The sequence below is a fragment of the Chryseobacterium sp. WX genome (genome assembly GCF_029542485.1).
Lineage (GTDB): Bacteria > Bacteroidota > Bacteroidia > Flavobacteriales > Weeksellaceae > Chryseobacterium > Chryseobacterium cucumeris.
This window is the reverse complement of record NZ_CP120710.1, coordinates 4978826-4991908: the sequence shown is the minus strand read 5'-3', so window position 1 is coordinate 4991908 and position 13083 is coordinate 4978826. Positions and strand designations below refer to the sequence as shown.

The 13083-nt window shown below is 37.7% G+C and carries 13 protein-coding genes; 9 read left to right on the top strand and 4 right to left on the bottom strand.

Annotated features, from left to right (window positions below):
* Nucleotides 1–16: 16 nt before the first annotated feature.
* Entirely contained in the window at nt 17–571 is a 555-nt protein-coding gene (locus tag PZ898_RS22965) for a histidine phosphatase family protein (protein WP_277694331.1), read from the bottom strand.
* Nucleotides 556–1338 carry an adenosylcobinamide-GDP ribazoletransferase gene (locus tag PZ898_RS22960; RefSeq protein ID WP_277694330.1) on the bottom strand — a complete coding sequence of 261 codons (783 nt, stop codon included), beginning with the start codon at nt 1336–1338 and terminating at the stop codon, nt 556–558. The genes PZ898_RS22965 and PZ898_RS22960 overlap by 16 nt, the downstream gene beginning before the upstream one ends.
* A 167-nt stretch (nt 1339–1505) precedes the next feature.
* On the opposite strand from PZ898_RS22960, the gene PZ898_RS22955 reads away from it, so the two are divergent.
* Nucleotides 1506–2513, top strand: a complete 1008-nt coding sequence (locus tag PZ898_RS22955; RefSeq protein WP_277694329.1) for a hypothetical protein — start codon at nt 1506–1508, stop codon at nt 2511–2513.
* A 54-nt stretch (nt 2514–2567) separates the two neighbouring features.
* Here PZ898_RS22955 and cobT read toward each other — a convergent pair whose 3' ends face one another.
* Nucleotides 2568–3575, bottom strand: a complete 1008-nt coding sequence (cobT, locus tag PZ898_RS22950; protein WP_277694328.1) for a nicotinate-nucleotide--dimethylbenzimidazole phosphoribosyltransferase — start codon at nt 3573–3575, stop codon at nt 2568–2570.
* Between the two features lie 432 nt (nt 3576–4007).
* On the opposite strand from cobT, the gene PZ898_RS22945 reads away from it, so the two are divergent.
* The 3 genes from PZ898_RS22945 to PZ898_RS22935 are packed head-to-tail and all read left to right on the top strand — an operon-like array spanning nt 4008 to nt 6647.
* Nucleotides 4008–4754, top strand: coding sequence for a nucleotidyltransferase domain-containing protein (locus PZ898_RS22945; protein ID WP_277694327.1), 747 nt, complete (start codon nt 4008–4010; stop codon nt 4752–4754).
* 39 nt (nt 4755–4793) lie between these two features.
* Nucleotides 4794–5525, top strand: coding sequence for an ATP-grasp domain-containing protein (locus tag PZ898_RS22940; protein ID WP_277694326.1), 732 nt, complete (start codon nt 4794–4796; stop codon nt 5523–5525).
* Between the two features lie 33 nt (nt 5526–5558).
* The gene (locus PZ898_RS22935; RefSeq protein WP_277694325.1) at nt 5559–6647 is read left to right on the top strand and encodes a nucleotidyltransferase domain-containing protein; all 1089 of its coding nucleotides are present in this window, start codon (nt 5559–5561) and stop codon (nt 6645–6647) included.
* A 171-nt stretch (nt 6648–6818) separates the two neighbouring features.
* Here PZ898_RS22935 and PZ898_RS22930 read toward each other — a convergent pair whose 3' ends face one another.
* Complete coding sequence (locus PZ898_RS22930; protein WP_277694324.1) at nt 6819–7160, bottom strand: TfoX/Sxy family protein; 342 nt, start codon at nt 7158–7160, stop codon at nt 6819–6821.
* A 332-nt stretch (nt 7161–7492) separates the two neighbouring features.
* Here PZ898_RS22930 and PZ898_RS22925 point away from each other — a divergent pair, with 332 nt between their 5' ends.
* From PZ898_RS22925 to PZ898_RS22905, 5 genes are all read left to right on the top strand, one after another.
* A complete protein-coding gene (locus PZ898_RS22925) occupies nt 7493–8008 on the top strand; it encodes a DUF2975 domain-containing protein (protein WP_123278124.1) in 516 nt (171 codons plus the stop codon).
* A 1-nt stretch (nt 8009) separates the two neighbouring features.
* Nucleotides 8010–8213: a helix-turn-helix transcriptional regulator gene (locus PZ898_RS22920; RefSeq protein ID WP_002980904.1), complete on the top strand. Its 204-nt coding sequence runs from the start codon at nt 8010–8012 to the stop codon at nt 8211–8213.
* 208 nt (nt 8214–8421) lie between these two features.
* Entirely contained in the window at nt 8422–9294 is an 873-nt protein-coding gene (locus PZ898_RS22915) for an ABC transporter ATP-binding protein (protein WP_062671340.1), read from the top strand.
* A gap of 2 nt (nt 9295–9296) precedes the next feature.
* The gene (locus PZ898_RS22910; RefSeq protein ID WP_277694322.1) at nt 9297–12539 is read left to right on the top strand and encodes a M1 family aminopeptidase; all 3243 of its coding nucleotides are present in this window, start codon (nt 9297–9299) and stop codon (nt 12537–12539) included.
* 102 nt (nt 12540–12641) lie between these two features.
* On the top strand, nt 12642–13082 hold the full coding sequence (locus PZ898_RS22905; protein WP_277694321.1) for a MarR family transcriptional regulator: 441 nt from the start codon (nt 12642–12644) through the stop codon (nt 13080–13082).
* The last annotated feature ends 1 nt before the right edge of the window (nt 13083 follow it).

Genomic DNA, 13083 nt, shown 5'->3' with positions numbered 1-13083 from the left:
TGAATAAAAACGGTAATTATACATTCACCTTTTTCACTGAAAAAACTCCTTCATTCACATGAATGATCACTTTCCTTCCATAATCAATCTGAATAGTAAACATATTCTCCAGTGGAAACTGAAGAACCGCCTGAAGGATCAGACGAATAACTCCGGCATGCGTAATTATAAGTGCTTTTTCCAGATCTTTTCTTTGAATGAATTCATTCCAGAAGCTGAGAACCCGGGTTTGCATTTCAAGGAGATTTTCACCGCCAGAGGCTTTTACACTGACAAAATCTTTGTACCACGGATTAATTTCTTCTGTGGGAATATCCGCCCATTTTTTCATTTCCCAGTTCCCGAAATTCATTTCACGAAGTCTTTCATCTGTTTGATAATCAAATTTAAAATAATCAGCCAAAAGACGACAGCGTTGAGAAGGACTTGAAACAATTACGTCGTAATGCTTGTCTATTTCCAACATTTTAAAATCTTCAGTGAAATCTTTACGTAAAGGCATTTCAGCAAAACCATAACACAGGTTTTCCGGGTTTTCTACAGCAGTATGCCGGATTACATGAATTTCCATACGATGATTGTTCCTAAATAAAATAAAACTTCACAAACCTGCTGTACTGAACCCAGGCAATCACCTGTATACCCTCCGATATGTTTTTTAAAATACCAGCCCATATATATTTTTCCTAAATAAGCCAGAGCAAAAGCAAAAATCAAACGCCAGTCCTGAACCAGGGCAAATGCAATTAAAACACTGATGAACCCTACCAGCAACGCCATCTTATCCAACGGTTTATTGGCTAAAGGTTTTGATTTGCTTACATCAATATCAGTGACATACTGATGAGTATAGATCATTGTTCCTGAAATAAACCGGCTTACTGTATGACCTAAAACAACAATGCATAAAACACCCAACGGATCAGCCATTCCCAAAGCCTGAATACTGTAAAACTTTAAAGCAAAAAGCAAGATGATTCCTATCGTTCCATATGCTCCTACCCGGCTGTCTTTCATAATCGTCAGGATTTTTTCCTTTCCATATCCTCCCCCGAAGCTGTCGCACATGTCTGTAAAGCCATCTTCATGAAAAGCTCCGGTCAGCAAAACATTGGAAATCATCATTACAACAATCCCGATTTCAAGATTAAAAAGCAGTGTAGAAAGATAAAGAACCAAAGCGTTAATAAACCCTACGATCAAGCCTACCCAGGCAAAATATTTCTGAGATTTATTCATAATCTCGCTGGAGTATGGAATGGTAAACGGAACCGGGATTCTTGTGAAAAACATTAACGCCGTAGCAAAGTAAATCAGTTCATTCTTGAGAATTTTCATCTGTTCTTTTTTAATACAAAAACTGGATTAATCAATTTTCGTAAAATTAGGAAAGCTTTTAACAATGATAAAGAGATCAATGAAAAAAATTAAAAACATGAATCTTATCACCTGAAATCTATCCTTTTTATCTCTGAAGTATTTTTACTTTTGCTCCATTAATAACCATGAAAAAAGAACAAATGAAAAAAGCGTATTTCGTTGGATTATGTCTTATATCCATCGTAAGCTGCTCGGCTCCCGGTGATGAACTGGACAATGTAAATGAAGCACAAGCCTTAAATGCACCCGGTAATACCATGTTGGCAAAAGGAGGCTTCAGAGACACTCCTGATACACCAACTCCTCCTCCTGCAGGAATCTGGTCTAAATCTTTTTATTTAACGAATCCTATTTACGGTTTCTACAGTAATCTGACCAAAAAGCACCTGTACAATACCTCTCCATTACCATCCGAACTTCCTAAATCCTATCCAGGCCTGGATTATTATTTTCAGGAAAGATTATTAGGTTCTGCAGACGGGCCCGGTCCGGTTATTACAAGATGGTTTCACACAGGAACTAATGATCTGGTATTAACGACTAATCCTAATGAATTAGTGGGACAAAGCAATTGGGAGAAAAGAAATCTTGGTACCAGCTATAATGGTGACGAGCCGGGAAGCTTTCCTATTTACAGATATTTCAATGGTGATAAAAAGACGCACTTCTACACCAGAGACAAAAATGAGCTGGGAGACGGAAAAGACGGCTATGAATATGAAGGAGTCGCTTTCTATTTAAAAGATTCAGAGCCTAAAGCCTATAGGGTCCGTGACGGACAGTTTTTCCAGGATAATGCGACAGGAGCTTTATACATTGTATTTGAAAGTACCCTGAGACGTATCGAATCTTTTGCAGTGATCAATAATCTGTTTGCTGTTCAGGGCAAAGCCTATCTGGTTTTAAAAGTAAACATTGAAGATTACACCGGGGAAAGAGGTGCTGACATTACTTCAGGAACCCAGCTGGTACGAAACACCAATACCGGAAAGCTGTATCTGGTAGATGATGGTTTATACAGGTATATCCCTACGATGCAGATATTCAATTCATATAAATTTAATGAAGATGCTATTCAAAATAAGCCTGTAAGAATGATGTTTACAGGGAAAGATGTTGCGCACACTTATTAATTATATTTGATTTTAAGATAAAAAGGGGCTGCATTGCCCCTTTATTATTTAAAACTAAGATGATTTATTGGAAATATGAGCATCTTCAAAGCTGGACATTTCATTCAGAAAATTAACCGCACTCTGAATAATCGGATAAGCCAATGCACAGCCTGTTCCCTCTCCGAGACGCAGATTCAGATTAAGAATGGCCTGCTCCCGCATCAGTCCTAACAGCTGAGGATGGGCATTTTCATTGCTTACGTGACAGAAGATACAGTTGTTCAATACTTCAGGATTCTTTTTCCAGACTGTGGCTACAGCAACCGTTGCGATAAAACCATCTACCATGATCAGCATATTGTGGTGATAAGCTTCTTCTATGGCTCCAATCATTTGGGCAATTTCCAATCCCCCAAAGGTCTGGGCTATTTCATCCTCAGACATTTCAGAAGGATATTTTTCTATGGCCTGTGTTAAAATACTGACCTTATTGTCTAACTGATGATCATTCAATCCCGTTCCACGTCCGATGCAATTGGTAATCGGAATGTCAAAGAGCTTGCTCATCATTAAAGAAGAAGCGGAAGTATTCCCGATTCCCATTTCACCGAACCCAATGATATTGCAGCCTTTTTTAGCAATATCATTCACCACTGCTTTTCCATTTTCAAGCGCCTGATGGTATTCTTCAGGAGTCATGGCAGGTTCTTCCAGAATATTACGGCTGGATTTTCTTACTTTTTTATCAATGAGATTCAGTCCTTCCGGAAAATCAAAGTTCACTCCTGCATCTACAATTTTAATGTTGATACCATTCTGTCTGCAAAAAACATTAATGGCAGCACCTCCGCCAAGGAAGTTCATCACCATCTGATAGGTGACCTCCTGTGGATAGGCACTTACTCCTGCTGTAGCAATCCCATGATCGGCCGCAAAAACCACCATATGAGGGTTGAGTAATTGTGGTGAAGTAGTTTTCTGAACCATTCCGATTTTGTGAGCAATATGTTCAAGATGTCCTAATGCGCCTAACGGTTTTGTTTTAAAATCAATTTTATGCTGTAATTCTGATGATAACATGGATGTTTATAGTTACGTTAAATGGAAAAGTGCAATATTAGTAAAATTCAATGAGTCTTTTCTTTTGTCTTGACACAAAAGAAACAAAAGGTCAAGACCTTGAAAATTGAGCTAAAAATAAAATGTGTTCTCTAAAAATTCTAAACTCGTGCGAATTCATTATTACTTTTTTGTATCAATATATTTGTCGCACTCAGACAGGAGAATTTTCTTAACGTTCACACAATTTATTTTTTTAACGCCCAATTTTCAAAAGTCAAAAAATTTTAGCCCGCAATATTCACTTACTCACAAACCCGAACCCCGCAACTCTCAAACTCTCCCACACTCAAACCCTAAAACCCGTCCCAAGAAACCTGGTTCCCGCAACAAAAAAACAACGTAAGAACATTGCGCACTTCCCCCTTTACTTTGCATCATCAATAAATACCAATGACACCGAAAATACTTGAAAAAATAAAAGAAATAGAAGCAGCACGGGGCGTGGAAGTCCTTCTTGCTGTAGAATCAGGCAGTAGAGCCTGGGGTTTTGCGTCTCCTGACAGTGATTATGATATACGTTTTATATACCGTCATGAAAAAGACTGGTATCTTTCTCCCTGGGATAAGGATGAAACGATAGAATTTATGACAGAAGATGATCTGGATGGTTCCGGCTGGGATCTGCGAAAGACGTTTCATCTTTTATTGAAATCGAATGCGGCTTTGCTGAGCTGGTTTTATTCTCCTATCGTGTATAAAGCGGATAAAAGGTTTGTAGAACTCTTTAAACCTTTGGCTGATGCCTGCTTTTCTCCGGTTGCAGTTTCTTATCATTATCTGAGCATGAGCAAGAAATATCTGGAAGCCTGCAGATATGATGAAGTAAAATTTAAAAGTTATTTTTATTGTTTACGAACCACATTAACAGGAAAATGGATCATAGAAAAAGGAACGGTTCCTCCTGTACTGTTCAGTGACCTGCTTGTTTTGACAGATGAAGCCACCAAAAGAAAAATAGAAGATCTTGTTGCCTTAAAAGCAACCAAAGGAGAATCTTACTACCATCCGAACGATTGGGAACTGTTTGATTTTCTGGAGAAAACAATCGCTGAGAATGAAGAAAAAGCGAAAGGTTTATCAGGAGGAAAGGCGGATAAAGGTGAGATGGAGAGGGTTTTTAGGGAGATATTAAAATAAAAGAATAAAAGCTTATTTTACATACAAATTAAAATACTGATGAAAAATATAATCGCACTTTCTCCTATGTATACGGAGGATAGCAATAATCTGAAAAAAGCATCGCTCAATTCATCCTACGAGTTGAGCCGGTTTAATGCAAAATGGAGTGTTCCTGAAGAATTTCGTCAGGATGTGATTGCAGTGTACGGTGAAGATATTTATGCAGAAATTGTTGCGGAACAATGCGATCTGACTTTGACAAAACCTGATGATAACTGGCTCTCAAAAATTTCAGAAGAATTTACAAAAAGAAAAATTTCTTACGGAAAACTGAAAGATTTCGTACATGATGAAGATATTTTCATTAAATGTTCTGACTTCAAAACTTTTAAAGCAGGTGTTTATCAGAAAGTATCAGATATAAAGGGCTTTGATTCTTTGGATCCACAGATAACTATTTTCACTTCTGAAGTAGTGGAATGGGAACTTGAGGTTAGATGTTTTGTTTTGAATAATGAAATTAAAACTTATTCTTCTTATTGGAGAAACAATGCTTTCGACACCAACCCGCTTTCTGAATGGGAGCAAAAAGATTTGTTTGAGTTTTTCGGCAGATTTATTACACAATATGCTGAAACACTTCCAAAAGCAATCGTTCTGGATTTCGGGATTATTAAAGGAAAAGGTTGGGCTTTGATTGAAGCAAATCCTGCATGGTGTTCCGGGTTGTATGCCTGTGATGCAGAAAAAGCTTTGGAAGTAATTTTAAACAGTTGCATTAAAAATTAGAATCTCAAAAAAATATACATATTGATTTTATAAATGACCATCCAAGACCTAAAAAACAAAAACCTCCTCCTCTTCGAAGTCATTTCCGGAAGCAGAGCTTTCGGGCTGGCAACGGAGAATTCTGATACGGATATCCGCGGGGTGTATTATCTGCCGAAGGAAGATTTCTTTGGACTGAACTATATTCCGCAGGTTTCCAATGAGACGAATGATCTTACGTATTATGAAATCGGAAGATTTGTAGAACTGCTTCAGAAAAACAATCCTAATATCCTGGAAATTCTGGCAAGTCCTGAGGATTGTATTCTGTACAAACATCCGCTGATGGATCTGCTGAAAACGGAGGATTTCCTATCCAAACTATGCAAAGACACTTTTGCAGGCTATGCCGTTTCCCAGATTAAAAAGGCAAAAGGTCTCAATAAAAAGATTGTAAATCCTATTGATAAAGAAAGAAAATCAATTCTGGATTTTTGCTTTATTCTGGATGGACAAGGTTCTGTCCCATTGAAAAAATGGCTGCAGGAATTCTCTGTGTCTACAGGACAGAATGGTCTCTCACAGGAAAAATGCGGATTGATAAACATTGATCATACCAAGGGAATGTTCGCTTTATTTTATGATGAATCGGGAACATTGGGATATAAAGGAGTTATTCAGAATGAAGAAGCGAATCAGGTTTCTCTATCCTCTGTTCCTAAAGAGGAAAAACCGGTTGCATATCTGTATTGCAATCTGGATGCCTATTCTGTGTATTGTAAAGATTACAGGGAATACTGGAAATGGGTTGCTGAGCGTAATGAAGACCGTTATAATGTCAATCAGACTCACGGGCAGAATTATGATAGCAAGAATATGATGCACACCATCCGCCTGCTGCAGTCCTGCGAACAGATTTTTAAAACCGGTTCACTAACGATCCGTGTAGAAGACCGTGATGAACTGTTAGATATCAAAAGTGGCAACCAGTCGTATGAAAGTGTAATGCAAAGGGCAGAAAACCTGATAGAATCCATAGAAAGTCATTACTCTACCAGCACTCTTCCCGACTCTCCGGACCTGGAGAAAACCACAAAAACATTAATTCAGATCAGAGAAAAACTGTACAATAATAATGAATGATGAATTATAAATGATGAGTTATGAATGGTGGGACTGTTGAAATCCAACGCTCCCACTCTCTCACTCACCTACCCTAAAACACCCTCCAAAACCGAATCCCGAATCCCGAAACTCTCCACCACACTCTCATACCCTCAAACGCTCCCACTCTCCAACCCTCCAACCCAAAACTCACTTCTTCGCCGCCTTCGCCAATGGATTATAATCAAGACATATTTTAATCCAGTATTCAAAATCGTCTGCTTTTTTAAAACCTATGGGTTCTACATAGCAATAGCCATTTAACTGTTTCCCTTTCATGATCATTGGGAGAAAACCTTTCTTCTCCGAAACCTCATCTTCCAACTCCGGGTCATAACGGCACATCAGATTATCATGACTGATGTTGATGCACATCTTTCCGTTCACCAGAAAAGACAAGCCGCTGAACATTTTCTTTTCCTCGACCTCTATATTATTTTCCATCGAAAGCCGTTCACGTACGCGGTCGGCAAGTTCTGTACTGTAAGCCATGATTTCAATTTTTTGATTTATCCCTTTCAATAATAATGGTCTCGACAGGCTTAACCTGACAATGCTTAAAATTTCAGTTGGTATTCCAGTTGTCACCCTGAGCCTGTCGAAGGGTATCGATAAGAAAACCTTATAATCATTTCTTGAGTATTACTTAAAGGATAAGTTGATCAACTTTTCTCTTATTAAAATTAATAAAAAACTGTGATTAACACCTTATTTTTTTAGTATTATTGATGAATTCAAAATTTAAAAATTAAAATTTTATTTAAATAAATTATTGTTTTACGATAATTAATTATACATTTGCAATAGTAATTACAATTCATACCATGAACCAGACCAAAATTATTGCAAGAATTTTATTTTATATCTGTGCCTTTCTTTCGGCCGGATATTTAATCACTTTTGGATATTCCTTATTCTGTCTGATCACAGGATTTTCGGTTACACCTTATAAAAAAGGAGAGTTCCTTCATGTCAATTATCCGTTTACAGAACAACCGTTTCTGAATATCGAAAACAATTATCCTTATATGATCTTTTCCTTTATGTTGGTGCTTATCACTTATGGAATCTTTTTCTGGTTATCTGCCAGGGTTTTCAAAGTGTTTTTCCAACAGAAACTGTTTACTCAGGAAAATATCATTCAGCTTAAGAGATTTTACCTGTATAATATTTTCATTCCCCTTCCACTGGTTATTATCGCGAGTTTCTTTGTGGAAGTAGAAAGTATCATATGGGGACTGGTGTTTATTCACTTTATGCTTGGAATTTTCTGTCTGTTTCTTGCGAATATCTTTAAGCAAGGACTACATTTGCAAAACGAACAAGACCTATTTATTTAAAATGCCAATTATAGTCAACTTAGATGTGATGCTTGCCAAACGAAAAATGCAGAGTAAAGAATTGGCAGAAAAACTGGGTATCACACCCGTGAACCTCTCTATCCTGAAAACCGGCAAAGCCAAAGGTGTCCGCTTCGATACTTTGGAAGCCATCTGTAAAATCCTGGAATGCCAGCCGGGAGATATTCTTGAATTTAAAGAGTAGACGGGATTCGGGTTGTGAGCTGCGGGGTTTGATTTGAAGTGTTTTAGAGTGGAAGTGTAAAAAATTCTCTTCTAACTTCTAACTTCTAACTTCTAACTTCTAACCTCTAACCTCTAGCTTCTAGCCTCCAGCCTCTAGCTTCCAGCCATTAACTTCTAAACCAGCTGCCGAAAGGCCGCCTGTCCTTCTATTCCCCAAACACAACGTTATGAATACATTATCCATCAACAACCTTAGCCTTACCTACAAAAATGGATTTCAGGCTATTAAAGACATTTCACTCGACATCAAAAACGGTATGTTCGGGCTTCTTGGTCCCAACGGAGCCGGAAAATCTTCTTTGATGAAAACCATTGTCGGACTTCAGAAACCGACCTCCGGAACAATACTTTTCAACGGAGTGGACATCGCCAAAAACCCTGATTATATTAAACAGAATCTCGGATTTCTCCCACAGGATTTCGGAGTATATCCCAAAGTTTCAGCCTATGATCTGCTAGAACACATTGCCATTCTGAAAGGCATTAATGATAAAAACCAACGTAAAAACCAGATTCTGGGTTTGCTGGAAAAAGTCAACCTTTCTGATTTTGCTAGAAAAGAAGTTCATACCTTTTCTGGGGGAATGAAACAGCGATTCGGTGTTGCTCAGGCCTTATTAGGAAATCCGAAGATCATCATTGTAGATGAACCTACTGCAGGATTAGATCCTGAGGAACGTAACCGTTTCAATACGCTGCTCAATGATATCAGCCAGGAGGTTATCGTCATTCTGTCCACGCATCTCGTTGAAGATGTCAGAAATCTTTGCTCAGAAATGGCAGTGATGAATCATGGGCAAATCCTCCGAAAAGGAAACCCCGGAACACTCATTGCAGAGCTTGACAACAGAATCTGGTCCAAATCTATCGACAAAAACGAACTGGAAAGTTATCATTCCAATTATGAAATCATCAGCAGGCAGCTTCTGGAAAGAGAACTCCACATCACTGTATTTTCTGAAGAATCTCCGAAAGATTTCAGCCCTGTAACCCCTTTGCTGGAGCACGTTTACTTCCATACACTCACCCAAAAACCTTAATCATGAACGCGATATTCTTATTTGAAGCCGGACGCTCTTCCAAGCACTGGCTCACCTATCTTGTGGCCTTACTTTTAATAGGAATGGGCATCTTTTCTGGCAATCAGTTCAATCTTTCAGTAGGAGAAGGGATTTATTTAAACTCTCCCTACACCATTGGTTTTATGACCGGAATGCTGAGCCTTGCCGTGATTTTTTTCGCTACGGTTTATGCATTGCAGCTGCTTTTTAAAGATCAGGATTCAAAATTTGACAGTATTCTGTTTTCATTCCCATTGTCAAAACTCACTTACCTGAAAGGGAAATTCTATGCTTATTTTTTACAGACGTTTTTAAGTTTTTCTTTCCTAATGACAGGATTTATCATAGGTCAGATGATGCGGACGGGAAGTGAAATGCAGGAAGGTTTTAACATTGTCCATTATCTATACCCTTTATTCATATTCGGTTTTATCAACAGTTTATTTGTCTGCAGTTTCCTTTTTCTCATTGCATTTATTGTCAGGAAAAAACTGCTGATTGTAGTAGGCGGACTGCTTCTGTATGTTTCTTACATGATTATCCTGTTGTTTTCCAATTCACCCTTTATGGCGGGAAGTCTTCCCCAGTCACTGGAAACGCAACAGTTTTCGGCTTTAATAGATCCTTTTGGATTATCCGCTTATTTTATGGAAGCCCGTGATCTCACAGCTCATCAGAAAAATATTCAACTGGTACCTTTCTCTGGTTCTCTTTTGTTTAACAGAATTTTATTCTCTTTTATATCTGTTGGAATTCTTCTGCTTTCGCATAGATTATTTTCTTTCTCCAGTACCTCAGGAAAGAAAGTAAAAACATTAGGAAATACTCTTATATTTTCGGAAACAAATGGAGCTGAATACTCCACTGTTACACCCAGATTCAATGGATGGAGTTCTTTCCGGTCCGTATTGTCCTTTACAAAAACCGATCTTACCTATTTGTTTAAAAGCATTGCCATTCCTGCTGTATCGATTCTTTTATTATTCTCTGTGGGAATGGAAATGTATGCCGAAATTGAAAAAGGAATTCGTCTCCCGCAGAAGTATGCGAGTTCAGGTCTTATGGCGGCCACCATTTCAGAAAACTTCCATTTGCTTGGACTTCTTATTTCCGTTTATTTTTTAAACGATGTCTACTCGAGAAGTTCTTCTTCAGGATTTTCTCTGATTGAAAACAGTATCTATTTATCAAAAAACAGATTAACCGGCCATTTCATTTCCATCAGTTTTCTGCTGTTTTTCTTCACCGGAATTGTAATTATTCAGGGCATTATTTTTCAGGCGGCTTATCAGTATTTTCATATTGATTGGAATGCTTATCTCGGTGTTTTTATTTTCAATACTTTTCCATTGATGCTGTTTTCCGGATTGATTCTTTTGATAAATGACAGAATTCCCAATAAATTCATAGCCCTTGGAGTTTCCATTCTTGCCGTTTTTATAGTATCGGGTCCGCTTTCGGGGAAATTGATACCCTACCCTCTTTTCAGAATATTCTCAGATTTTAAAGGGACTTACAGTGAGTTTAACGGCTATGGAATTTATGAAAAAGCTTTTCTACAAAGACTATTATTCGGAACGGGAATTATCAGTATTTTATGGATGCTCAACAGTATTATAAAAATTAAAAAAGTTTCTGTACTCGCATCGGGCTTCAGTATCATTCTGCTCATCTCAGGAATCTTTGCCGGAACATTGTTTATGAAAGGTTATATCCCAAAAAATGAAGATCAGGCTATTCTAAGCTCGGCAGCATATGAAAAAAACTATCGAAAGTATGAAAAACTTCCACAGCCGGATATCACCGATATTGCTACAGAAATTGCGCTGTATCCTTCGAAAAATGCTTATCAGATCATTGGAAAATATATCCTTAAAAATCAAACCAATCAACCTATCAATAAGATTCTTATCAATTTTAATGAGGATTTAAAATTGGAATCTGCTGTGATAAAGTGTGGTACTGAAATCTCAAAAATTAATAAGCATGCTACAGAAGTTTCATTACAAAAGCCTCTCCTGCCTGGTAAAACAGCTTCTCTTGATTTTAAAATCTCCTATCAATGGTTTGCTGTCAACGGACACCGGTCTTTCAATGCCATTATTGAAGACGGATCTTTTATGAGGATCAGCAGGTATTACCCAACAATTGGATATCAGAAGGATAATGAAATTCAGGATGAAAAACAACGCAGCCAATTCAGCCTTGGAAAACTTACTGAACTGAAGAAACCGGAAGCCCCTGAAGTTTCAAAAAAGAATTTTATCAATCTTACCATGATGATTTCCACCGAAAAGAAACAAACAGCCATAGGAACAGGAGATCTTGTCAGAAAATGGTCGCAGGCCGGGCGCAACTATTTCAAGTTTAAAGCAGATCAGATTCCTTTCCGGTTTGCCGTTTCATCTGCTGAATATAAGATCAAAAGCGAGAACTATAAAGGAATTTCCATCAATATCTTTTATCATCAGAAACACTTTGAGAATGTGAATCACCTTCTTGAAAATACAAAGCTTACTTTAGATTACTGTCTGCAGAATTTCGGGCCATACCCTTTTAAAAGCATCAATTTTGCGGAGATTTCTTCTTTTACCAGAGGTTTTGCGGCTACAGCCTATCCTTCTGCTGTTTTTATGCCTGAGGATATGGTTTTCCACGCCAATATTCTGGCGGATAAGAAACAGGATGTCATCAATGAGCTGGCAGGTCATGAACTTTCCCATCTCTGGTGGGGCAGCAGCCAGATCGACCCTGATGACAGAGAAGGTTCTGTGATGCTTACTGAAACCCTCGCCATGTATACCGAAATGATGCTCTACAAAAAAATGCATGGCAAAGAAAAAATGATGGAAAGAATCAACGTACATCAGCAGATCTATGACAATGAAAAAGGACTGTCTGAAAATGTACCGATCTACAAAGCAACCGGAGATGTTCCCCATATTTCGTATTCCAAAGGAGCTGCCACAATGGTACAGCTGAGTAACGTAATCGGTGAAGATAAAGTGAATCTGGCTTTGAAAAATTTTCTCAACAACAATCAATATCCTAAAAAACCTGGTTCATTGGATCTGATCAATGAGTTTTACAACGTTGCTCCGGATATTTCCACCAGGAAACACATCGACAGATTATTTAAAACTACAGAAAATATAACTTTTACTTCAGAGTCTAAAACTGCTTCTGTAAAGGCAAAGTCCAAAGAATCCGGTAACAGCTTTTAATTTTTTTTGAAAATATTTTTCAGGAATTGTAACAAAGTAAAATGATGATTTACTAATTAATTGATATATCAATAATTGATACATCATTTTAAATTTGAAAATATGGAAAAGTTAAATTCAATCATATTCTACAACATAGACAAAGCGATCAGATCTTACAGAAACTATGCTCAACGCCAGCTAAAAGCGCATGGTTATACGATCACTATTGATCAATGGCTTATCATCAAAGCAATTCTGGAAAACCCGGGAATTACCCAGAATGAAATTGGTGATCTGGTTTTTAAGGACAATGCTTCTGTCACGAGAATGATTGATTTAATGGTAAAATCCGAATACATTATCAGAAAAGTTCATCCTGAAGACCGAAGAAAAACCCAGCTGGAAGTGACAGATTCCGGGGTAAAAGTAATTAAAGAGGTTCAGAATATCGTAGAAAAGAACCGTAAAACTGCTTTAAAGGGCATCAGCAATGAAGAACTGGAAGTGATGTATTCAGCTTTACTGAAAATTTCAGAAAACTGTCTCAACCCTAAAAAGTAAA

Excerpts from the sequence above, each read along its gene's own strand:
- PZ898_RS22965 (WP_277694331.1), bottom strand. The coding sequence starts at position 571 with ATGGAAATTCATGTAATCCGGCATACTGCTGTAGAAAACCCGGAAAAC.
- PZ898_RS22960 (WP_277694330.1), bottom strand. The coding sequence starts at position 1,338 with ATGAAAATTCTCAAGAATGAACTGATTTACTTTGCTACGGCGTTAATG.
- PZ898_RS22955 (WP_277694329.1), top strand. The coding sequence starts at position 1,506 with ATGAAAAAAGAACAAATGAAAAAAGCGTATTTCGTTGGATTATGTCTT.
- cobT (WP_277694328.1), bottom strand. The coding sequence starts at position 3,575 with ATGTTATCATCAGAATTACAGCATAAAATTGATTTTAAAACAAAACCG.
- PZ898_RS22945 (WP_277694327.1), top strand. The coding sequence starts at position 4,008 with ATGACACCGAAAATACTTGAAAAAATAAAAGAAATAGAAGCAGCACGG.
- PZ898_RS22940 (WP_277694326.1), top strand. The coding sequence starts at position 4,794 with ATGAAAAATATAATCGCACTTTCTCCTATGTATACGGAGGATAGCAAT.
- PZ898_RS22935 (WP_277694325.1), top strand. The coding sequence starts at position 5,559 with ATGACCATCCAAGACCTAAAAAACAAAAACCTCCTCCTCTTCGAAGTC.
- PZ898_RS22930 (WP_277694324.1), bottom strand. The coding sequence starts at position 7,160 with ATGGCTTACAGTACAGAACTTGCCGACCGCGTACGTGAACGGCTTTCG.
- PZ898_RS22925 (WP_123278124.1), top strand. The coding sequence starts at position 7,493 with ATGAACCAGACCAAAATTATTGCAAGAATTTTATTTTATATCTGTGCC.
- PZ898_RS22920 (WP_002980904.1), top strand. The coding sequence starts at position 8,010 with ATGCCAATTATAGTCAACTTAGATGTGATGCTTGCCAAACGAAAAATG.
- PZ898_RS22915 (WP_062671340.1), top strand. The coding sequence starts at position 8,422 with ATGAATACATTATCCATCAACAACCTTAGCCTTACCTACAAAAATGGA.
- PZ898_RS22910 (WP_277694322.1), top strand. The coding sequence starts at position 9,297 with ATGAACGCGATATTCTTATTTGAAGCCGGACGCTCTTCCAAGCACTGG.
- PZ898_RS22905 (WP_277694321.1), top strand. The coding sequence starts at position 12,642 with ATGGAAAAGTTAAATTCAATCATATTCTACAACATAGACAAAGCGATC.